15 protein-coding genes are annotated in these 21,099 nt (G+C 69.5%); 4 read left to right on the top strand and 11 right to left on the bottom strand.

The window, feature by feature from the left end; translation table 11 throughout:
• Positions 1–734: 734 nt before the first annotated feature.
• Both CEK68_RS04430 and CEK68_RS04425 read right to left on the bottom strand, forming a co-directional pair.
• Positions 735–2,117, bottom strand: coding sequence for a glutamine synthetase family protein (locus CEK68_RS04430; protein ID WP_017911359.1), 1,383 nt, complete (start codon positions 2,115–2,117; stop codon positions 735–737).
• A gap of 5 nt (positions 2,118–2,122) precedes the next feature.
• Entirely contained in the window at positions 2,123–2,878 is a 756-nt protein-coding gene (locus tag CEK68_RS04425; RefSeq protein ID WP_150411204.1) for a gamma-glutamyl-gamma-aminobutyrate hydrolase family protein, read from the bottom strand.
• 267 nt (positions 2,879–3,145) lie between these two features.
• On the opposite strand from CEK68_RS04425, the gene CEK68_RS04420 reads away from it, so the two are divergent.
• The 3 genes from CEK68_RS04420 (at position 3,146) to CEK68_RS04410 (ending at position 7,363) form a co-directional block, all read left to right on the top strand.
• On the top strand, positions 3,146–4,525 hold the full coding sequence (locus CEK68_RS04420) for a glutamine synthetase family protein (protein WP_152238638.1): 1,380 nt from the start codon (positions 3,146–3,148) through the stop codon (positions 4,523–4,525).
• Between the two features lie 105 nt (positions 4,526–4,630).
• Positions 4,631–5,938, top strand: coding sequence for an FAD-binding oxidoreductase (locus CEK68_RS04415; RefSeq protein ID WP_152238637.1), 1,308 nt, complete (start codon positions 4,631–4,633; stop codon positions 5,936–5,938).
• Positions 5,939–6,025: 87 nt separating this feature from the next.
• Entirely contained in the window at positions 6,026–7,363 is a 1,338-nt protein-coding gene (locus CEK68_RS04410) for a diguanylate cyclase (RefSeq protein ID WP_152238636.1), read from the top strand.
• On the opposite strand, the gene CEK68_RS04405 is transcribed toward CEK68_RS04410, so the two are convergent.
• The 6 genes from CEK68_RS04405 to fdhD form a co-directional block, all read right to left on the bottom strand.
• The gene (locus tag CEK68_RS04405; protein WP_152238635.1) at positions 7,344–8,624 is read right to left on the bottom strand and encodes an MFS transporter; all 1,281 of its coding nucleotides are present in this window, start codon (positions 8,622–8,624) and stop codon (positions 7,344–7,346) included. The genes CEK68_RS04410 and CEK68_RS04405 overlap by 20 nt on opposite strands.
• 94 nt (positions 8,625–8,718) lie before the next feature.
• A complete protein-coding gene (locus tag CEK68_RS04400; RefSeq protein WP_150411200.1) occupies positions 8,719–9,654 on the bottom strand; it encodes a diguanylate cyclase in 936 nt (311 codons plus the stop codon).
• Complete coding sequence (locus CEK68_RS04395; RefSeq protein WP_152238634.1) at positions 9,651–14,510, bottom strand: PAS domain S-box protein; 4,860 nt, start codon at positions 14,508–14,510, stop codon at positions 9,651–9,653. Before CEK68_RS04395 ends, CEK68_RS04400 begins: the two co-directional genes overlap by 4 nt.
• A 244-nt stretch (positions 14,511–14,754) precedes the next feature.
• A complete protein-coding gene (locus tag CEK68_RS04390) occupies positions 14,755–15,021 on the bottom strand; it encodes a hypothetical protein (protein ID WP_152181761.1) in 267 nt (88 codons plus the stop codon).
• The gene (locus CEK68_RS04385; RefSeq protein ID WP_152238633.1) at positions 15,011–17,359 is read right to left on the bottom strand and encodes an FdhF/YdeP family oxidoreductase; all 2,349 of its coding nucleotides are present in this window, start codon (positions 17,357–17,359) and stop codon (positions 15,011–15,013) included. The genes CEK68_RS04390 and CEK68_RS04385 overlap by 11 nt, the downstream gene beginning before the upstream one ends.
• On the bottom strand, positions 17,356–18,195 hold the full coding sequence (fdhD, locus tag CEK68_RS04380) for a formate dehydrogenase accessory sulfurtransferase FdhD (protein WP_152238632.1): 840 nt from the start codon (positions 18,193–18,195) through the stop codon (positions 17,356–17,358). Before fdhD ends, CEK68_RS04385 begins: the two co-directional genes overlap by 4 nt.
• Before the next feature lie 624 nt (positions 18,196–18,819).
• On the opposite strand from fdhD, the gene CEK68_RS04375 reads away from it, so the two are divergent.
• Positions 18,820–19,413, top strand: coding sequence for a hypothetical protein (locus tag CEK68_RS04375; RefSeq protein WP_152238631.1), 594 nt, complete (start codon positions 18,820–18,822; stop codon positions 19,411–19,413).
• Positions 19,414–19,476: 63 nt separating this feature from the next.
• On the opposite strand, the gene CEK68_RS04370 is transcribed toward CEK68_RS04375, so the two are convergent.
• Genes CEK68_RS04370 through CEK68_RS04360 form a run of 3 tightly spaced genes read right to left on the bottom strand, consistent with a single transcriptional unit; the run spans position 19,477 to position 21,015 of the window.
• Complete coding sequence (locus CEK68_RS04370; RefSeq protein ID WP_017909929.1) at positions 19,477–20,076, bottom strand: DNA-3-methyladenine glycosylase I; 600 nt, start codon at positions 20,074–20,076, stop codon at positions 19,477–19,479.
• Positions 20,077–20,107: 31 nt separating this feature from the next.
• Entirely contained in the window at positions 20,108–20,395 is a 288-nt protein-coding gene (locus CEK68_RS04365; protein WP_017915756.1) for a YciI family protein, read from the bottom strand.
• A gap of 41 nt (positions 20,396–20,436) precedes the next feature.
• Positions 20,437–21,015, bottom strand: a complete 579-nt coding sequence (locus CEK68_RS04360) for a TetR/AcrR family transcriptional regulator (RefSeq protein WP_152238630.1) — start codon at positions 21,013–21,015, stop codon at positions 20,437–20,439.
• Between the last annotated feature and the right edge of the window lie 84 nt (positions 21,016–21,099).

Genomic DNA, 21,099 nt, shown 5'->3' with positions numbered 1-21,099 from the left:
TTTTGTGTAGCGGTGTTTTTTGCAGTGCAGGGTCCCCTTCCGCAGGAGCGTATGGGCCGGGTAAAAACCGTATGGGCGGCGTGGGCAGGATGCCCCTTCCGCGAATCCCCGGCATGGACGCGGACCCGGAGCGCGTTAGCGCGGAGGGCGCGAGGCAGGGTGTGCTTTCTTTTGGTTACTTTTCTTTGCACAAGCAAAGAAAAGTAACTCGCCGCAAGGCGAAAGCTTTGCTCTTGCTCTAGCTGATGCGGCAGCGACCGCTGGATCATAGGAGCGGCTTTAGCCGCGACAGCGAGAGTCCATTGTCCCTGTCGCGGCTAACGCCGCTCCTACAGATCTTCTCGCCTAACACGCAAACTTGAAGCAACAGCAAAGGCTTTCGCCCTGACGGGCGAGTTACTTTTCTTTGCTCGCGCAAAGAAAAGGTAACCAAAAGAAAGCGCGCCCTGCCTTCGCGCCCTCCGCGCTGCGCGCTCCGGGTCCGCGTCCATCACGGGGATCCGCGGAAGGGGCATCCTGCCCCTGCCGCGGACGGCGTACATCCATGTACGCCGCCCTTCGGGTTTTTCCCCGCGATGGCCGCCGCTACGGAAGGGAACCCGGTAAGTCAAAAGCAACAACCGAAGCAACAGCAAAAGCAAAAGCAAAAGCAACGGCAGGATCGAATCTGCTGCAGAGCGTAGGCAATTCCGTCGCAAACGATGCGCACGCAAGCCACGACAGCAACCAGGAACTCACACGTTCAACAACAAAAACTCCCGCTCCCAAGAACTGATCACCCGGAAGAACGTCTCGTACTCCTTGCGCTTGACCGAAATGTACGCCCGCACGAAACGCGGCCCCAGCAACTCCTGCAACGGCCCGCACCGCTCCAGCTCGTCCAGCGCCTCGCCCAGCGAGCGCGGCAACTGATAGCCCATCTCCTTGCCGCTGCCGGTGGTCGGCTCGGTCGGCTCGAGCTTCTCGCGGATTCCGAGCAAGCCGCAGGCCAGCGTCGCCGCCATCGCCAGGTACGGATTGGCGTCGGAACCAGCGAAACGACTTTCCACGCGCATGTTCTCGATCGTGTCGATCGGCACGCGCAGGCCGCAGGTGCGGTTGTCGAAGCCCCACAGCACATTGCTCGGCGACACCTCGCCGAACATCAGCCGGCGGTACGAATTGACGTTGGGCGCGAAGAACGCCATCGCCATCGGCACGTACTTCTGCAGGCCCGCCAGGTAATGGGCGAAGGTGCGGCTGTACTCGCCGGCGCGGCGGCCGCTGAAGACGTTCTTGCCGTGCTTGTCCACCAGGCTCTGGTGGATGTGCATCGCACTGCCCGGCTCGTTCTCCATCGGCTTGGCCAGGAAGGTGGCGTAGACGCCGTGGCGCAACGCCGCCTCGCGCATGGTGCGCTTGAACAGGAACACCTGGTCGGCGCGCGACAGCGCGTCGTCGTGGGTGAAGTTGACCTCCAGCTGCGCCGCGCCGGATTCGTGGATCAGCGTGTCCACGTCCAGCTCCATCGCGTCGCAATAGTCGTACATCAGGTCCAGGATCGGATCGAACTCGTTGACCGCGTCGATCGAGTACGACTGCCGTGCCGTCTCCGGCCGGCCCGAGCGGCCGGCCGGCGGCAGCAACGGAAAGTCCGGGTCGGTGTTCTTCTGCACCAGGAAGAACTCCAGCTCCGGCGCCACCACCGGCTTGCAGCCGATCGCCGCATACGCCTCCAGCACCCCGCGCAGCACGTTGCGCGGCGCCAGTTCGTGGGGCTGGCCTTCCTTGGTATAGCAATCGTGGATCACCTGCGCGGTGGGGTCGGCGGCCCACGGCACCATGCGCACCGTGTCCGGGTCCGGGCGCAGCTGCATGTCCGAATCCGACGGCGAAGTCAGGTCGTAGTAGTCGTCCGGGTAGTCGCCGGTGACCGTGGTGGCGAAGATGCCCTCGGGCAGGCGCGTGCCGTAGTCGTGCGAGAACTTGGCGGCGGGAATGATCTTGCCGCGCGCGTTGCCGGTGATGTCCGGCACCAGGCACTCGACCTCGGTGATGTGGCGCTCCTTGAGCCAGCGCCGCAACGAGCTTTCCTGCTGTTCCGGGGTGTGCTTGCGCGATCGGGGTCGACTGGCCATGGGAATCAGCGCCTGCGGCTGGCCGCATAGTGGCGACAGGCGTCGCCGAAGGATTGGAAGATGCCGAGATAGAACGGGTCGTCGAGGACCCGCCACTCCGGATGCCATTGCACACCGAGCAGGAAACCGGGGCCGATGCCGCGGAAGGCCTCGATCAGCCCGTCCGGCGCCAGCGCCTCGACGATCAGGTCGCCGCCGAGCCGGGCCACGCCCTGGCCGTGCAGCGAGTTGACCCGCACCCGCCCGCGGCCGGCGATCTCCTCCAGCCAGCCGCCTTCGCTCAGCGCCACCTCGTGCGCCGGCGCGTACTGCGCTTCCAGCGGCGCCTGCGGATCCTCGCGATGATCGGACAGCCCCGGCTGCGCATGCACCTTCTGATACAGGGTGCCGCCGAGGGCGACGTTGACTTCCTGGAAGCCGCGGCAGATCGCCAGGATCGGCAGGCCAAGCGAGATCGCCTGCGGAATCAGGTCCAGCGTGTTGGCGTCGCGCGCCGGGTCATGCAGGTTGCCGAGCCAGCTCGGCTCGTCGCTGTAATGGTGCGGCTCGATATTGCTGACCGCGCCGGTCAGCAGCAGGCCGTCGAGCCGCGTCAGCCAGGCGCGGGCGTCGACCGGCGGTTGCAGCGACGGCAGCAGCACCGGGGTCACCCCGGCCCCATCGACGGCGGCACGCAGATACTTTTCGCCCGCGGCCAGGAACGGATGCTGGCCGATGAGCTTGCGGTCGGTCGGCACACCGACCAGGGGCGATACGGCCATGCGAAGAACTCGTGTGGCGTCCTCGCAAGTTACCGCGAGCGTTTTATTTTTACAACACGACACGCACTGGGACACGGCGCACAACGCACCTGCAGAGGCGCTGACCGGCCCGCACGATGCCGCAAAAATTCCTCCGCAGTGCCGCAAAAGCGCAACACGGCCAGCGTGCCGCACGAGCGAGCGCCGCACGCCGCCTCCTGCCGCTGTTGAGTATTCTTGACGCCATGGCGCTCTGCTAAGCTCCAAGCACTCCCGCCGTCCGCCGCGATGACCCGCATGCACGATGCCCCGCTGCTGCCCCCGGACGATGCCCAGACCCTGCAGCGTATCGCCGGCTGCGAGCAGATCGATCTGCTGCTGCCGGACTGCAACGGCCTGCTGCGCGGCAAGCGCATCGCCCGCGACGCGTTGGACAAGGTCTACCGCGACGGGGTGTGCCTGCCGATGTCGCTGATCGCCACCGACATCACCGGCAATACCGTCGAGGAAACCGGGCTGGGCTACGACATCGGCGACGAGGACCGGCTGTGCTTCCCGGTGCCGGGCAGTCTGCGGCCGGTGCCGTGGGCGCCGGTGCCGTCGGCGCAACTGCTGCTGGCGATGCAGGACGGCGCCGGCGGCGCGCTCGACTTCGCCCCGCGCCAGGTGCTGGCGCAGGTGCTGGCACGCCTGCAGGCACGCGGGCTGACCCCGGTGATCGCGGTGGAACTGGAGTTCTACCTGTTCGCCCCGCACGCCGACGCGCACGGCCGCCCGCAGCCGCCGCTGCACGCCCACAGCGGACTGCGCAACGACAGCACCCAGGTCTATTACATGCAGGAACTGGACGACCAGCGCGGCTTCACCGATGCGGTCGCGCAGGCCTGCCGCGCGCAGGGCATCCCGGCCGATACCGCGATCGCCGAATACGCGCCGGGCCAGTTCGAGATCAACCTCAAGCACCGCGCCGATGCGCTGGCCGCCTGCGACGATGCGGTGCTGCTCAAGCGCGCGATCAAGGCAATCGCGCAGCAGCAGGGCCTGCTCGCCAGCTTCATGGCCAAGCCGTTCGCCGCGCAATCCGGCAGCGGTCTGCACGTGCACGTGAGCCTGCTCGACGATGGCGGCCACAACGTGTTCGCTTGCACCCCGCAGGTGCCGGCCGCGCCGCTGCGCCATGCCATCGGCGGATTGCAGCACAGCGCCGAGGACTGCCTGCTGCTGTTCGCCCCGCACGCCAACAGCTACCGGCGCTTCGTCGCCAATGCCTTCGTCCCGCTCAACGACAGCTGGGGCTTCAACAACCGCACCGTGGCGATGCGGGTGCCGCACAGCGACCCGGCCAACACCCGCATCGAACACCGCATCGCCGGCGCCGACGCCAATCCCTACCTGGTCGTCGCGGCGGTGCTGGCCGGCATCGAACACGGCCTGGCGCAGGGCCTAGACCCCGGCCCGCCGACCCAGGGCAATGCCTACGCGCAACACGCCGCACGCGAACCGGACTGGCGCAGCGCGATCGCCCGCTTCCTGGACAGCGACTTCGCCGCCACCGCGTTCGGCACGCACTTCCGGCATATCTACGGCCAGCAGAAGCGCCGCGAGCTGCTGGATTTCCAGGCGCAGGTCAGCGATGTGGACTATCGCTGGTATTTGCGCACGGTTTGAAGGCTGGGAATCGGGAATGGTGAATCGGGAATCGAAAGCAGGCACCGCGAATGCGCCTGCAGCCCGGCGCGTGGTGTGCCTGGGTCATCGCAACGGTTCGTCGCCATGACCGGCGCTTCTCCCATTCCCCATTCCCGAGCCCCCACTCCCGGCGCGTCCTGGTACCTCGACAGCGCCGCACCATTCCCGGAACAGGAACCATTACGAGGCCAGGTACGCACCGACGTATGCATCCTCGGTGCCGGCTATACCGGGCTGAGTGCGGCGTTGGCGCTGGCCGAGGCCGGGTATCGGGTGGTGGTGCTGGAGGCGCAGCGGGTCGGCTGGGGTGCGTCCGGGCGTAACGGCGGCCAGGCCATCGTCGGCTACGGCTGCGAGCAGCACACCCTGGAAGCCCTGCTCGGCCAGGACGATGCACGACTGCTGTTCGACTTCTCCCGCGACGGCATGCAGTTGCTGCGTACCCGCATCGCCCGCCACGGCATCGCCTGCGACTGGCGCGACGGCCATGCGCACGTGGCGATCAAGCCGCGGCAGGAACGCGCGCTGCGCGCCGGCATCATCGAGATGGCGCAGCGCTACGACTATCCGCTGCAATGGTGGGACCGCGCGCAGTTGCAGTCGCAGTTGCGCAGCCCACGCTACCTGGGCGCGATGTACGACGCGGCCAGCGGTCATCTGCATCCGCTGGACTACGCGCGCGGCCTGGCGCGGGCGGCGCTGGCGGCCGGGGTGCGCATTTACGAGCAGACGCCGGTCACGCAGCTGGTGCGCGGTGCGCGGCCGATCCTGCGCAGCGCGCACGGCGAGGTCGAGGGCGAGTTCGCCATCCTCGCCGGCAACGCCTGGCTGCGCGGCATCGCCCCGGAGCTGGAATCGCGGATCATGCCGGTCGGCACCTACATCGGCGCCAGCGCGCCGCTGGGCGAGGCGCTGGCCCGCGAACTGATCGGCAACGACATGGCGGTGGCCGACGTCAACTGGGCGCTGGACTACTTCCGCCTCAGCCGCGACCACCGGCTGCTGTTCGGCGGCCGCGCCAGCTATTCGTCGCTGCCGCCGCCGGGCCTGCGCGGAGTGATGACCCGGCGCATGCGCCGGGTGTTCCCGCAGCTGCGCCAGATCGAGATGGACTCGGTGTGGGGCGGCTACGTCGACATCACCCGCAACCGCGCCCCGCATTGGGGCCGGCTGACCCCGAACGTGTACTTCGCCCAGGGCTTTTCCGGCCATGGGGTGGCCGCCACCGGCCTGGCCGGGGCGGTCATCGCTGCGGCGATCGCCGGGCAGGCGCAGCGGCTGGACGTGTTCGCACGGATCCCGCACGCGCCCTTTCCCGGCGGCCGCCTGCTGCGCACGCCGCTGCTGGTGGCGGCGATGTCCTGGTACAAGCTGCGCGACGCGCTCTGGTAGCCAGCGACGCACCCACGCCGCCTCAAGTTTGCGCGCGCACGGCCGCTAACCGGGTTCCATTCCTGGATTGCCGCCCGCGAGGCATGCATGTCGCACCCGTTGTCGATCGCCCCGATCGCCCCCGACGGAAGCCCCGCACAGCAGCGCATCCTGCTGGTGGAAAACTCGCGCACCTTCACCGACCTGCTGCGCGCGGCGATCGAGCAACGGGTCGAACTGCCGGTCGTGGTGGTCTCCACCCTGGCCGAGGCCGCCGCCGCCCTGGATGACGGCGGCCCCTGGTTCCTGGCGCTGACCGGGCTGGTGCTGGCCGACGGCGACCGCGACACCGTCGTGGACTTCTTCGTCGCGCGCGGGCTGCCCACCGTGGTGGTCAGCGGGGTCTACGACGAGAGCCTGCGCAAGCGCATCCTGACCCAGCAGATCATCGACTTCGTCCTGAAGAACGCGCCGGACAGCATCGACTACCTGGCCTGGCTGGTGCAGCGACTGGCGCGCAACCGGTCCATCACCGCGCTGGTGGTGGACGACTCGCCGTCGGCGCGCGCCTACGCCGCCTCCCTGCTGTCGATGTACGGCTACCGCGTGGTCGAGGCCGCCGACGGCGCCTCCGGGCTGCGCGCGATCGAGGCCAATCCGTCCATCCGCCTGGCGGTGGTGGACCAGGAAATGCCGGGCATGGAAGGCGTGGAATTCACCCGCCGGCTGCGCGCATTGCGCGCGCGCGACATGCTGGCGGTGATCGGCCTGTCCGGCAACAACGACCCGTCGCTGGTACCGCGCTTCCTCAAGAACGGTGCCAACGACTTCCTGCGCAAGCCCTTCTCGCGCGAGGAGTTCTTCTGCCGGGTCTCGCAGAACGTGGATCAGCTGGAGCTGATCGGCACCCTGCAGGACCTGGCGACACGCGACTTCCTCACCAGCCTGCCCAACCGCCGGCACTTCCTCGAACAGAGCCAGCGCGTGCTGGCGAAGTGGCTGGCGCGGCAGGAGCCGGTCTGCGTGGCGATGCTCGACATCGACCACTTCAAGCACATCAACGACACTTTCGGCCACGAGGCCGGCGACGAAGCGCTGCGCGCGGTGGCGGCGACCCTGGCCGCGCACGCGCGCCCGCAGGACATGGTGGCGCGCTTCGGCGGCGAGGAATTCTGCATGTTGGTGCCGGGCCTGGCCCCCACCGCGGCCGCCGATTACTTCGAAACCCTGCGCGCGCGCATCGCCGACCTCGCGATTCCGCTGGGCACGCAGACGCTGCGTCTCACCATCAGCATCGGCGTCAGCAGCAGCGGTCCGCAGCGGCAGACCCTGCATCCGCTGCTGACCGAGGCCGACAAGTACCTGTACCTGGCCAAGGCCGGCGGCCGCAACCGGGTCGAACACGCGCCGCCGGCGGAGCCGGCGCTCAGCGACGCGGCCGCCTGATCGCCAGCAGGGCCAGCAAGGTCAGCAGCGCCGCCGCGCTGAGGTAGTAGCCCACCCACGGCAGGCCGTAGTGCGTGGCCAGCCACACCGCCACGTACGGCGCCGGCGCCGCGCCGATGATGCCGGCCAGGTTGAACGCCAGCGAGGCGCCGGTGTAGCGCACCGGCACCGGATACAGTTCGGCCAGCAGCGTGCCGCAGGGGCCGTAGGTCAGGCCCATGAAGAAGAACCCCAGCGCAAGGAAGCCCAGCACCTGCCAGGGCTGCCCGGCCTGGAACAGCGGCGCGAACAGCAGCCCGAACGCGACGATGGCCACGCTGGCCACCAGCATCGCCGGGCGCGTGCCGCGACGGTCGCCGTACCAGGCCGACAACGGGATGCCGGCGGCGAAGAACAGGATGCCGACCATCTGCAGCAGCAGGAACTGCTCGCGGCTGTAGTGCAGCGTGGTGGTGCCGTAGCCCAGCGCGAACACCGTCATCAGATAGAACAGCACGAAGGTCGCCAGCACCGCGAACGTGCCCAGCGCCGTCGCGCCGACGTGCCGCGACAGCACCGTCTGCATCGGCAGGCGCACGCGCTCGTTGCGGTCCAGGGCGCGCTGGAAGTCCGGGGTCTCGTGGATGCGCAGGCGCACCCACAGCCCGGTGATCACCAACAGCGCGCTGGCGACGAACGGAATGCGCCAGCCCCAGCGCAGGAACTGCGCCTCGTCCAGCAGCGCGCCCAGCAGCAGAAAGATGCCCGAACACAGCAGGAAGCCCAACGGCGCGCCCAGTTGCGGGAACATGCCGTACCAGGCGCGCTTGCCCGGCGGCGCGTTCTCGGTGGCCAGCAGCACCGCCCCGCCCCACTCCCCGCCCAGGCCCAGGCCTTGGCCGAAGCGGCACAGCACCAGCAGCACCGGCGCCCACAGGCCGATCCGGTCGTAGCCGGGGAGCAGGCCGATCAGCACGGTGGACAGGCCCATGGTCAGCAGCGCCGCGACCAGCGTGGCCTTGCGGCCGATGCGGTCGCCGAAATGGCCGAACAGCGCCGATCCCAACGGCCGCGCGACGAAGGCCACGGCGAAGGTCGCCAGCGACTGCAACTGCGCCGCATCGGCATCGCCTTCGGGGAAGAACAGCTTGGGGAACACCAGCACCGCGGCGGTGGCGTAGATGTAGAAGTCGAAGAACTCGATGGTGGTGCCGACCAGGCTGGCCAGCAGCACGCGACGCGGCGAGTTGACGGGCGGAACGGGAGACGCGGCAACGGTCATGGAGGTGACATCGACAGGCAATCGGCCGATTCTGGCAGATCGGAGCCGAGGCGACGCGCTTGGTTGCGCAGGCAACGATCGCCGGCGCGGCGCATCACCCCACGCAGGCCCGCGCGCGCCCGCCCTGCTTGGCCAGATACAACTGCGCGTCGGCTTGCGCCAGCAGTTGTGCGGCGCTGGCGTCCGCCTGGGGGACCGCCACCGCGCCGCCCAGGCTGATGCTCACGCATGGCCCCACCAGCGAGGCGTCGTGCGCCAGCTGCAGCTCGGCGACCCGCTGCAGCATGCGCTGCGCCACTTCGCGCACGCCGTCGGCATCGCTGCCCGGCAGCAACGCCACGAACTCCTCGCCGCCATAGCGGGCCAGCAGATCGTGCGGGCGCAGCACGCAACCGGCCAGCGCCTGGGCGACGGCGCGCAGGCAGCCATCGCCGAGCTGATGACCATAGTGATCGTTGTAGCGCTTGAAGTAGTCCACGTCGATCATCAGCGCCCCGCAGGACTTGCCTTCGCGCAGGCAGGCCTGCCAGTGCGTGGCCAGGGCGTCTTCGAAACGGCGGCGATTGGCCACCCCGGTCAGCCCATCCAGCAGCGCGACCTCGCGCAGCAGGTCGCTCTGCAGTTTCATGATCAGATGGTTCTGCACCCGCGCCCGCACCACCACCGGCTGCACCGGCTTGCTGATGAAATCGGCACCACCGGCTTCCAGCGCGGCCACCTCGTCCTCCGGCGCATCCTGCCCGGTGACGAACACCACCGGGATGTCCGCGGTCGCCGGGTCGGCCTTGAGCCGGCGGCAGACCTGCAGGCCGTCCAGCTCCGGCATCATCACGTCCAGCAGCACCAGGTCCGGCGGCTGCTGCTGGCACAAGGCCAGTGCACGCGTGCCATCCAGCGCCATGCTGACTTCGCAGGCGTCGCGCAGCAGTTCGTGCAGCGCATGGATGTTGATCGGCTGGTCGTCCACGATCAGCACGCGCGGGCGCCGTCCCTGCGGGGCGAGGCGTCGGTAGGCAGCGAAATCGCTCATCGGGAAGCGGTCTCCAACAAGTTGTTCAACGTGACCAGGGCGTCGTCGAAGCGCAGCGTCTGTACCTGCTTGCGCAGGCGCAGCGCGTCGCCGGCCTGGGCGCCGGCGATGGCCGGCGGGGCCTGCTCCAGCAGGGTCAATGCGGCCAGGTCGGACTGGCGCAGCAGCGGCTCCAGCGCGCGCAACCACGGCAGCAGGGCGTCTTCGGCCATGGCGTCCATGCCGGCAGGTGGCGCGGGCGCGCGCAGCGGCGCGGCCGCGGTGCGCAGCGCCTCCAGATCCTGCGCGGCCGCCGCGCGCAACGCCGCCAGCGTCGCCGCGACGTCGGGCAGGCGTCCGCCGCGGGCGTCCTGCTCCACCACGGCAGCGGCCTGCGCCAGGGTGGCGGCACCCAGCGTCGCGGCGCTGCCTTTCAAAGCGTGTGCGGCATCGGCACTGGCACCGGTGTCGCCCTGCCGCAAGGCCGCCTCGACCCGCTGCAGCAGCGTGCGGTGCTCCTCGGCGAAGGCGTCCAGCATGCGCACGAACAGGCCGGCGTTGTTGCCGAACCGCGCCAGGATCGCATCGAGCGCAGCCGGCGCCGCCGGCTCGGGCGGCGCCGGCTGCGGGGCCACCGATGCCGGCGCGGCGGTGCGGCCACTCAGGCGCAGCAGCGCCTCCACCATCTGTTCCAGATCGATCGGCTTGCCGATATGCGCATCCATGCCCGCCGCCAGGCAGGCGTCGACGTCGTCCTGCGCCGCATTGGCGGTCATCGCCAGGATCGGCAATCGCGCGAAACGCGCGTCGGCACGGATGCGCCGGGTCGCCTCCAGGCCATCCACGCGCGGCATCTGCATGTCCATCACCACCACGTCGAAGACCTGGCCGCTGTCGCGCACGCACTGCACGCCCGACAGGCCGTCCTCGGCCAGCGCCACCTGCGCGCCCTCGGCGCACAGCAATTCCTCGGCCACCTGCCGGTTCAGCGCATTGTCCTCGACCACCAGCACGCGCAGCCCGGGCAGACGCGCCACGCGCTGCGACACCGGCACTGGCGCAGCGATCCTGGCACCCCCGCTCCAGGCCCGCTCCAGGGCTTCGATCACCTGGCACGGCGTCACCGGCTTGACCAGGTGATCGGCGAACGGCGGCGACACGTGGCGCTGCGTCTGGCCCAGCAGTTCGCTCTGGTAGGCGGTCAGCATCAGTACCAACGGCGGCGCGGCGCACATCGCGCGCAGTTGCGCCGCCGCGGTGACGCCGTCGATGCCGGGCAGGCGCCAATCCATCAACACGGCGTCGAAGCGTGCGCCCTCGCGCTCGGCCGCGATCGCGCGCGCCACCGCGTCCTCACCGCTGGCGACGCCCTCCACCTGCCAGCCGCAGGCGCCCAGCGCGTCGGTCAGTACCTCGCGCACCAGCGCACTGTCGTCGACCACCAGCACATGCCGCGGGCGCGCGCAGCCGCATCCAGCCGCCGCCTCGCCGTTGGCATCCAGCATCAGCGGCAGATCGAACCAGAACCGGCTGCCCTCGCCGAGCACGCTGTGCACCTGCAGCTCGCCGCCCATCATGCCGATCAGGCGCCGGCTGATCACCAGGCCCAGGCCGCTGCCGCCGAAGCGGCGGCTGATCGAGGCCTCGGCCTGGGTGAAGCTGTGGAAGATGCGCTGTTGCTGCTCGGCACTGATGCCGATGCCGGTGTCCTCCACGATCATCCGCAGGGTCACCGCCTGCGCCTGCCGCTGCAGCAGTTCAACGCGCAAGCGCACATGCCCGTGCTCGGTGAACTTGAGCGCGTTGCCGGCCAGGTTGATCAGCACCTGCTGCAGGCGCAGCGCATCGCCGATCACGCGATCGGGGATACCGCGGTCGAGCTGGTACACGATCTCCACTTCCGGCCGCTGATGATTGCCGGCCAGCACCACCGCCAGGTCGCGCAGCAACTCCTCGATGCGGAACGGATGCAGGTCCAACTGCAGCTTGCCGGCCTCGATCTTGGAGTAGTCGAGGATGTCGTTGAGCAGGCTCAGCAGCGACTTGCCGGCCTTCTGCGCCTTGCCCACGTAATCGTCCTGGCGCGCATCCAGCGCGGTGCGCTGCAGCAGTTGCAGCATGCCCAGCACCGCGTTCATCGGCGTGCGGATCTCGTGGCTCATGTTGGCCAGGAACGAGGATTTGGCCTGGCTGGCCTCGTCGGCGCGCGCCTTGGCCTGGCGCAGATCCTGCTCGGCCTGCAGTTGCGCGGTGATGTCGCGGTTGATGCCGATGACCCGGGTGACCCGGCCCTGCGCATCGCGTTCGGTGTGCGCGCCGGCCTGGATATGCCGCAGGCCGCCGTCGCTGCGCTGCACCCGGAACACCGGGTCGTAGACCGTCCCCCGCTCCATCGCAGCCTGCAGGCTGGCCTCGGATATGGCGATATCGTCCGGATGCACCTTCACCCGCCAATCGGAATAACGCAAGCCGCGTTCGCGCAAGGCCGCGGGCCACTCGTACAGGTCGTACATGCGCTCGTTGCATTCCAGCGCGTCGTCGCCCGGGGTCCAGGTCCAGATGCCGAGTTCGGCGGCATCGGCGGCCATCGCCAGCTGGTCGTGCGCGCGGGTCAGCGCCTGCCGCTGGCGATTGCGCTCGGTGATGTCGGCGATGACACCGACCACCAGGCATTCGCCGTCCATCCACATACTGCCGAGGCTGATCTCGATCGCGAACGCATCGCCGTTCTTGCGCAGCGCCTGCAGTTCGTGGGCGCTGTCGACGCGTTCCGGCCACGTGCCCGTCGGCGGCACGTCGGCCGCCATCGCCGCGTGCAGGCTGGAGGCCGCCTCGGGCATCAGCCGGCTCACGTCCTCACCGACGATCTCCTCGGCGCCGTACCCGAATACGCGCTCGCCGGCGCGATTGACCGAGCGCACCTTGCCGCGCGCATCGAAGGTCATGATGGGATTGACCGCCGTGTCCAGGATCGCCTGGGTCAGGGCCATGCTGCGCGCCAGCGAGCGCTCGGCGGCCTGACGTTCGCTGATGTCCAGGGCGATGCCCAGGTAGCCGGAGAGTTCGCCCTGTGCGGTGCGGATCGCCGTGACCACCAGGCTCACCTGGCGGGTCGTGCCGTCGCGGCGCACATACGTCCACTCGCAGATGTCGGCACCATCGCGCTCGGTCTTTTCCACGAATACGCGGAAGCCTTCCACCGGATACCCGAGTTCGGCGGCCAGCATCGCGCCGCGGGCGGCCACCTCCTCGGCCCGATGGAACGCAGCGGGAGTCAGCGTGCCGACCACGTCCTCGCGGCGGTAGCCGAGCAGGCGCTCGGCGCCGGTGTTGAACAGAGTGATGGTGCCGTCGCGGTCGCTGGCGATGATCGCCACTTCCGAGGCGGCGCTCAGCACGCCTTCGAGCATCGCCGTGCTGCGACTCAACTCGGCGGTCCGCGCCGCCACCTGGCTTTCCAGGGTGGCGTTCAGGGCCAGGATCTGCGCACGTACCGCCTTCTGCTCGGAGATGTCGCGCACCGTCTTGGACGCGCCGATCGGCCGGCCTTGGGCGTTGTAGATCGGCGAGACGCTGACCAGCACGTCGATCATGCGTCCATCGGCATGCCGGCGCACGGTCTCGAAATACGGCACGTCCTCGCCGCGCCCGATCCGCCGCAGTACCGACTCCTCCTCGTGCATCAGTTCCGGCGGCACGATCAGCTCGCCCAGGCGCCGCCCCACCGCCTCGGCCTCGCTGAAGCCGAACAGCTGTTCGGCAGCGCGGTTCCAACTGGTGACCACGCCCTCCAGGGTCTTGCCGATGATGCCGTCGGCTGAACTCTGCACCACCGCGACCAGGTTCGCCTGCTCGCGGGCGATCTGCCGGCGCCGCAGGTGGTTGCTGCACAGCGCGAACGCCAGCGCCGACGCCAGCACGCTGAGCAACGCGCCGCCCAGCACTGCGGCCTGCACCGACCAGCGCGCGCTAGCGGCGACGAAGGCCGGGCTGGCGACCATGTCCATCCGCCAGTGCCGCCCCATCACGTCGCGTCGCAACTCGGCATGCGGCGCCTGCGCGAGCGTGGCCTGCGGCACATTGCGATAGAACGGCGTCGCGCCAGCATCCGCGTTCTCGTCGCTCAGCGTCAATTCGATCCGCTGCGGATCCAGATCCAGCGCCTGCATCACCTGCGGCATCAGCAGCGGCGCGTAGGTCCAGCCCCGCAGCTCGCGTAGGCGTTGCGCCGCCGTTGGCGGCGTGGTGGCGCTGCGGTAGACCGGCAGCAGCAACAGGAACGACTGCGCATGCTGCGCGCCGGCCTGCACCAGCGTGATCGGCCCGGTCAAACGCGATTCGCCGCTCAGCGCCGCCGCCAAGGCCGCGCCACGGCGCGACGACTCCGAGGCGATGTCCAGGCCCAGCGCCGCGGCGTTGCTGTCCACCGGCTCGATGTACTGGATGACGAAGCGGTCGCCACTGTGCGGCGCCAATTGCCGGATATCGAAATCCTTACGCCCCAGCGCGCGTTCGTTGGCGACGAAGCGTTCCTGCTCGGCCGCCGCGACACGGCGGATGAAGCCGAAGCCGCGCGCGCCCGGAAACTCGCGGCGCAGATCGCGGCTCTGGCTGTAGCGCAGCACTTGATCGCGGTGCAATTCGTCGCCGGCGGTGACGATCATGCCGCGCATGCCGCGCAAGCCGTGGTCGTAGTTGGACAGCAGCTCTTCGATGCGATCGAAGGCGACGTGGGCTTTCGCGTCCAGTTGCGCTTGCGTGTGCCGCGCGTTGGCCCGTTGCAGTTGCAGCGCCACCGCGGTGGTGAGCGCCGCGCCGATCAGCAGCGTCGCCAGCGACCAATAGAACGGACTGCGCTTGAACAACAACCTGGACATCCTCAGGCCCCTCCCCGGAGCGCCGTGTCGGTGGATCGGGCCCTGCACGCGTTGTCGCAGTCCCAGTGTCCTGCCCTGGCGAACACGACGCGACACCCGCGATGCGTGATCGCCTCATCGGCATGGTGGAAGCAAACTTGACCGCCTGCCGCGCAGGCGTGGCGAAAAAATGCGCCGTGGGCTGGCAGGCTCGGTGCATCCCGTGGTGCGCATCACAGGCCCGGCCCGACGGCCACCGCCGGACTCAGGGCGAGACAGCACCCGCCGCCTGCGCAGCGGCTCGGCCCGCCTCGGCAAGCACCGCGATCTCGCGCTCACCGCGACGCTCCACCCGCACCCAGCCGGGCCCCGGCTGCCCGGCGAGTTCGGCATCGCCGAGCCAGGCCAGCGTGCGCAACAGCACGCTCATGCGCACGTCCAGGCGCTTGCACACCCGCGCCAGCGCCATGCCGTCCGGCGCCTCGGCCAGCAATCGCAACAGACGCGCGGTCAGCAGCGGATCAGCGGACAAGCGCCACACCGATGTCACGCGGCGCCGCCGCGGCGGCGTCGGCCAGATGCGCAGTGACCACCACCGGAATCGATTTGGAGGTCGGCGTGCGCGCCTCGTCGGCGAAGCTGGACAAGGGCACCAGCGCATTGGTTTCGGGGTAATAGGCCGCCAGGCAGCCACGCGGGATGTTGTACTCGACCAGCAGGAAGCGCTTGGCATGGCGCGGCACGCCGTCCTCGCAGAGGCTGTGCAGGTCCACCCAGTCGCCGGCGCGCATGCCCAGGTCGGCGATGTCGGCGGCGTTGATGAACAGCACCCGGCGCTCGCCGAACACGCCGCGGTAGCGGTCGTCCAGGCCGTAGATGGTGGTGTTGTACTGGTCGTGCGAGCGCGTGGTCGCCAGGGTGAACACCAGTTGCCCGGGATGCTGACGGCGCGCGCGGTGGATCGGATTGTCGGTGGGTACCGCATGCACCTTGAACACCGCGCGGCCCTCCGGCGTGTCCCATTCGCGGTCGCGCGCGCCGTTGGACAGGCGGAAGCCGCCCGGCACCCGCACCCGCGCGTTGAAGTCGGCGAAGTCGTCGAACATCTGCCCGATCAGGTCGCGGATGCGGTCGTAGTCGGCCACCAGCCAGCGCCAGCGTATCGCGCTGCGCGCCCCCAGCGTGGCCTCGGCCAGCCGCGCCACGATCGCCGGCTCGGACAGCAACTGCGGCGAGGCCGGCGGATTGATGCCGCCGGACAGGTGCACCATGCTCATCGAATCCTCGACGCTGACGTGCTGCGGCCCGCCCTCCTGGATGTCGATCTCGGTGCGGCCCAGGCATGGCAGGATCAGCGCGTCGCGGCCGTGCACCAGGTGGCTGCGGTTGAGCTTGGTGGTGACGTGCACGGTGAGATCGCAGCGGCGCAGCGCGCGATGGGTCGCGTCGGTATCGGGGGTGGCGGTGGCGAAATTGCCGCCCATGGCGAAGAACACCTTGGCGCGGCCGTCGGCCATCGCCTCGATCGCACCGACCGTGTCGTAACCGGGCGCGCGCGGCGGGGCGAAGCCGAACACCGCCTGCAGCCGGTCCAGGAACGCTTCCGGCGGCTTCTCGTAGATCATCATCGTGCGGTCGCCCTGCACGTTGCTGTGGCCGCGCACCGGGCAGGCGCCGGCGCCGGGACGGCCGAGATGGCCGCGCAGCAGCAGCAGGTTGGCGATCATCTGGATGGTCGCCACCGAATGCTTGTGCTGGGTGATGCCCATCCCCCAGCAGGCGATCAGCCGCTCGGCCTTGAGGTAGATCTCGCCGGCCTTGCGCAGTTCGGCTTCGCTCAGCCCGGACTCCTCGACGATGGTGTCCCACGGCTCGGCCGCGACCTCGGCGGCGAAGGCCTCGAAGCCGACGGTATGGCCGGCGATGAACTCCAGGTCCAGCAGCCGCGGCTGGCCACTGCTGGCCGCCTCGGCGTCGCGCTCCAGCACATGCTTGATGATGCCCTTCACCGCCGCCAGGTCGCCGCCGATCTTGAGCTGGAAATAGTCCGAGGAGATGCGCGTGGAGCCGTTGTGCAGCATCTGCAGCTTGTCCTGCGGATCGGCGAACTTCTCCAGGCCGCGTTCGCGCAGCGGATTGAACGAGACGATCGCAGCGCCGCGCTTGGCCGCCTGGCGCAGTTCGCCGAGCATGCGCGGATGGTTGGTGCCGGGGTTCTGGCCGAAGATGAAGATCGCATCGGCCAGTTCGAAATCCTGCAGCGACACGGTGCCCTTGCCGACCCCGATCTGCGCCTTGAGCGCGGTGCCGGACGGCTCGTGGCACATGTTGGAGCAGTCTGGGAAGTTGTTGGTGCCGAACTCGCGCACGAACAGCTGGTACAGGAACGCGGCCTCGTTGCTGGTGCGGCCGGAGGTGTAGAAGATCGCCTCGTTCGGCGAGGCCAGGCCATTGAGGTGCCGGGCAATCAGCGCGAACGCGTCGTCCCAGTCGATCGGCACGTAGTGATCGGTGTCGGCGTCGTAGCGCAGCGGCTGGGTCAGCCGGCCCTGCCCTTCCAGCCAGTAGTCGCTGTAGCGGGCCAGCTGCGCGACGCTGTGCTGGGCGAACAGCTCGGGGGTGGCGCGGCGTGCGGTGGATTCGGCGGCCACCGCCTTGGCGCCGTTCTCGCAGAACTCGAAGGTGGAGGTGTGGTCGCGGTCGGGCCAAGCGCAGCCGGGGCAGTCGAAGCCGTCGGGCTGGTTGACGTGCAGCAGGGTCTTGGCGCCCTGCACCGCCACGTCCTGCTCCATCAGGTGCTTGGCCACCGCGCGCAACGCCCCCCAACCGCCGGCCGGTTGCGTGTAGGGCTGGATGGTCTTCTTGCTCATGCGGGCTCTCCGGCGGGTTCTGTGTGCGCTAGGCGCTGCGGATGGCTGTAGACGACGTAATCGTGATCGCGGGCGAAGCCGATCAGGGTGAGGCCGGCGCTGTCGGCGAGCGCGATGGCCAGCGCGGTGGGCGCGGAAATGGCGGCCAGCAACGGGATACCGGCCTGCGTGGCCTTCATCGCCATTTCGTAGCTGGCACGGCTGGTGACCACGGCGAAGCCGGCGCCCGGGTCGAGGCCGGCGCCGGCCAGCGCGCCGATCAGCTTGTCCAGCGCGTTGTGGCGGCCGACGTCCTCGCGGATCAGTTGCAGCTCGCCCTGCGCATCGGCCCAGGCCGCGGCATGGGTGGCGCCGGTCAGCGCGTTGAGGGTCTGCTGCGCGCGCAGCGCGCGCAGGGCCTGGGCCAGCGCCTCAGGCGCGATCGGGGTACCGGCCGGCACCGGCCGCGGCGCGCGCAACACCGCCTCCAGCGACTCGCTGCCGCACACGCCGCAGCCGCTGCGCCCATCCAGGTTGCGGCGCCGCGCCTGTAATGCCGCCGCCTGCGTCGGCGGAATCTGCAGGCGCAGGGACACGCCTTCCAGATACGTTTCCACCGCCTCGACGCGCAGCTGCGCCGGCGCCGCGACGATGCCCTCGCTGAGCGAGAAGCCCAGCGCGAAATCCTCCAGGTCTTCCGGCGTGGCCATCATCACCACGAACGGCGTGTCGTTGTAGGCGAACGCCACCGGCACCTCGGCCGCGACCAGGTCCTGGGCGACGGCCGTGCGCCCGTCGCGGTGGCGACGCACGCCGCGCACGACCGCACCTGGCCTGGATGACGCACCCGAATACATCGCGACCCTCCGGACTCAGTGGAACAGCACGAACGCATTCTGCCGTGCGACGGGGATGCCGGGGGCACTCCCGTCGCTCGGCCGCACCATGGGCAGCGGTGACCGCCGTCGACGACAGTGCCGCACGCCGGAAGGCCTTCCGCGGCTGCCGCCTCCCCGCGTCAGCCCACGACCAGCTTCATGCGGGCGCCGATCGGACACGCCTTGCTACCCGCCAAGGATGCTACAGCGTCGTGTTGTACACCTGTGAGGGCGGCAGGCCAATCGCCACTGGCAGCGCGGGTGACGCCCTGCCAACCCGACCCACGCACGTGCGGGCCGAAGCGCCGGCCAGCGCCTGGCCCAGCCACACGGTCGCCCGCGCGCGTGGGCACGCTGCCGTTTCCAAGCGCCCGCGCAGGCACACCCAGCGACCCGCGACGGATGCCGCCCCCCTTTCAACAGCCGCGCCCCCACCCGACTGCGATCGGCGCCGCGGCGCGCGGCAGGCGCCTTTCCTTGTGCGCTGCAAGAAGCCCCAGCGCAAGCCGCGACGTGGCGACGCACGCCGCCGCCACGTCGCGCTGCCGCCATCACCCGCCGGTCGGGTAGGCTGGCGGCCCCACGTTTGCGAAACCGTCCCCCATGCCCATCCCGTTCCGCCTCTGCCTTGCCGCCGGCCTTGGGCTGCTCGGCACCCACACCGCCAACGCCGCCGACCTGCCCGCCGATGTGCTGCGTCAGGTGCCGGCCGGCTACCAGCCGCTGGCGCAGTTGCAGGCCGATCTCGATGGCGACGGCCGCGCCGATTATCTGGTCGCGCTGCAGCAGCGCGGCGAGGCGCAGCGCGATCCGGCCCCGGCGCGACCGCTGCTGATCTTCGTGCAGCAGGCCGACGGCCACTACCGGCTGGCGGCGCGCAACGACCGGGTGATCCTCAAGCGCGACGAGGGCGGCCAGTGCGATCCGTTCACCGATGGCGACGAACCGTTCGCCGCCAAGGGTCGCTACTTCACCGTGCAGAACGGGGTCTCCTGCGGCCAGCACTGGACCGACTTCATCACCTTCCGCTACGACACGCAGCGCAAGCAGTGGCTGTTCCACAAGCGCATCCAGCAGCGCTGGGAGATGAACCCCAATCCTTCGCCCGACGCCGAGGCGCTGGTCAAGGACGGCGAGCAGGTGCAGTCGGCCGATCCGCAGCATCCGGTCGCCTTCGCCGATTACCTGCCGCGCTGAGGCGCGGACGCGCCGCCATCGCGGCCCGCCCGCCACAAGCGGCCGGGCCCGCGCATCCGCCGCTCACGGGCGGCGGAAACGCGTCCGCGCCCGTTCCACCTGCGCACGCACCACGCAGTCCTCGGCGTGATCGTTGACCAGGCCCATGGCCTGCATGAAGGCATACACCGTGGTCGGCCCGACGAACTTCCAACCGCGCGCCTTCAGCGCCTTCGACAACGCCACCGATTCGGGCGAGGTCGCGCGCGTTTGCGCCGTGTCCGCCGCCGGCGCCTCGTAGCGCCAGACGAACGCCGCCAGCGACCCTTCCTGCCGCACCAGCGCCTGGGCCATGCGCGCATTGTGGATGGCCGCCTCGATCTTGCCGCGGTGGCGGACGATCCCGGGATCCTGCAGCAGCCGCGCCACGTCGCCGTCGTCGAATAAGGCAAGGCGCTGGTAATCGAAGTCGAGGAAGGCCGCGCGGAAGTTCTCGCGCTTGGCCAGGATGGTGCGCCAGCTCAACCCGGACTGGAATCCTTCCAGGCACAGCTTCTCGAACAGGCGGCGGTCGTCGTCGACCGGAAACCCCCACTCGCTGTCGTGGTAGTGGAAGAACTCCGGCGCCGCCGCGCACCAGCGGCAACGCGGGCGACCGTCGGGGCCAGGAATGGTGGCGTTCATGCGCAGGTCCTGTCGATGCCGCGACGCCGGCTCATGCCAGCAGGAACTCGAGGCCGGGTGCGGCCTTGGCCGGCGCCACCTCGACGATTTCGCTGCGCACCACGCCGGCCGCGACGAACGGGTCCGCCTGCAGCCGGCGCTCGAGGTCGGCGCGGCTCAGGCCATGCGCCAGGATCGCACCGCCGGCCTGCGGCGGCAGGCTCCCGGCCAGCGCGAACACGCCATCGTCGAAGCCCTGCTGCAACCACTGCACATGCGCCTGCAGCAACGGCCCGGCCTGACTGCGATCGGCGGCAAAACGCAACAACACGATGAACATGAGCACGCTCCTGCGAATGGAAAAGAGGAAAACAACGCCGATCACGTGGCTGCCGGCGCGGCGGCAACCGCGTCGAGCCAGGCCTGCATGCGCCCGACCTCGCGCTGGACGAAATCCGCATCGCCCAACGCCTGCGCCAGCACCGCCACGCCCTGGCTGAAGGCCAGCACGTGCATGGCCAGCGCATCGGCCTCGGCGCTACGCCCAAGGCGTTCGAACTGCCGGCGCAGCCACTGGCGGAACAGGCCGAACAGCTGCGTGGCCTGCGCCTGCGCAGGGTGCTCGAGCTTGGACAACTCTCCGCACAAGCTTCCCACCGGGCAGCCATGGCGCATGATCGACGCCTGGTTGCGCACAACGATCTGGATGAATTGGCGAATGCCGTCGGCGGGTGCCACCGCTGCGTCTTCCCAGCCCTGCAGCATCGCCTGGGTCCGTTCCAGACGCAGCGCGATCACCGCATCCAGGATCGCGTCCTTGCTCTTGAAGTGGTGATAGAAGTTGCCGCGGGAGATGCCGACCGCATCGGCGACATCGGCGAACGAGGTGGCCGCATAGCCCTGCGCGTAGAACAGGCGGTCGGCCTCGGCGACGATGCGTGCGCGCGTGTCCATCTTCATCCCCCCGATCAGGCCAAGCCCCTTAGGACAATCATCCTAATGCCAGCAATGCGACTAGGTCAATCGACCTAGAACGGCTGCCCG

This window comes from Xanthomonas sp. LMG 12461 (assembly GCF_009192935.1).
Taxonomy (GTDB): Bacteria; Pseudomonadota; Gammaproteobacteria; order Xanthomonadales; family Xanthomonadaceae; genus Xanthomonas_A; species Xanthomonas_A sontii.
This window is presented reverse-complemented; position numbering and strand designations above follow the sequence as displayed.

What these genes read in the sequence shown, in the direction of transcription:
- CEK68_RS04375 (WP_152238631.1), top strand. Translation starts at nt 18,820, where the DNA reads ATGCCCATCCCGTTCCGCCTCTGCCTTGCCGCCGGCCTTGGGCTGCTC.
- CEK68_RS04425 (WP_150411204.1), bottom strand. Translation starts at nt 2,878, where the DNA reads ATGGCCGTATCGCCCCTGGTCGGTGTGCCGACCGACCGCAAGCTCATC.
- CEK68_RS04415 (WP_152238637.1), top strand. Translation starts at nt 4,631, where the DNA reads ATGACCGGCGCTTCTCCCATTCCCCATTCCCGAGCCCCCACTCCCGGC.
- fdhD (WP_152238632.1), bottom strand. Translation starts at nt 18,195, where the DNA reads ATGTATTCGGGTGCGTCATCCAGGCCAGGTGCGGTCGTGCGCGGCGTG.
- CEK68_RS04370 (WP_017909929.1), bottom strand. Translation starts at nt 20,076, where the DNA reads ATGAACGCCACCATTCCTGGCCCCGACGGTCGCCCGCGTTGCCGCTGG.
- CEK68_RS04430 (WP_017911359.1), bottom strand. Translation starts at nt 2,117, where the DNA reads ATGGCCAGTCGACCCCGATCGCGCAAGCACACCCCGGAACAGCAGGAA.
- CEK68_RS04405 (WP_152238635.1), bottom strand. Translation starts at nt 8,624, where the DNA reads ATGACCGTTGCCGCGTCTCCCGTTCCGCCCGTCAACTCGCCGCGTCGC.
- CEK68_RS04410 (WP_152238636.1), top strand. Translation starts at nt 6,026, where the DNA reads ATGTCGCACCCGTTGTCGATCGCCCCGATCGCCCCCGACGGAAGCCCC.
- CEK68_RS04400 (WP_150411200.1), bottom strand. Translation starts at nt 9,654, where the DNA reads ATGAGCGATTTCGCTGCCTACCGACGCCTCGCCCCGCAGGGACGGCGC.
- CEK68_RS04365 (WP_017915756.1), bottom strand. Translation starts at nt 20,395, where the DNA reads ATGTTCATCGTGTTGTTGCGTTTTGCCGCCGATCGCAGTCAGGCCGGG.
- CEK68_RS04395 (WP_152238634.1), bottom strand. Translation starts at nt 14,510, where the DNA reads ATGTCCAGGTTGTTGTTCAAGCGCAGTCCGTTCTATTGGTCGCTGGCG.
- CEK68_RS04420 (WP_152238638.1), top strand. Translation starts at nt 3,146, where the DNA reads ATGACCCGCATGCACGATGCCCCGCTGCTGCCCCCGGACGATGCCCAG.
- CEK68_RS04360 (WP_152238630.1), bottom strand. Translation starts at nt 21,015, where the DNA reads ATGAAGATGGACACGCGCGCACGCATCGTCGCCGAGGCCGACCGCCTG.
- CEK68_RS04385 (WP_152238633.1), bottom strand. Translation starts at nt 17,359, where the DNA reads ATGAGCAAGAAGACCATCCAGCCCTACACGCAACCGGCCGGCGGTTGG.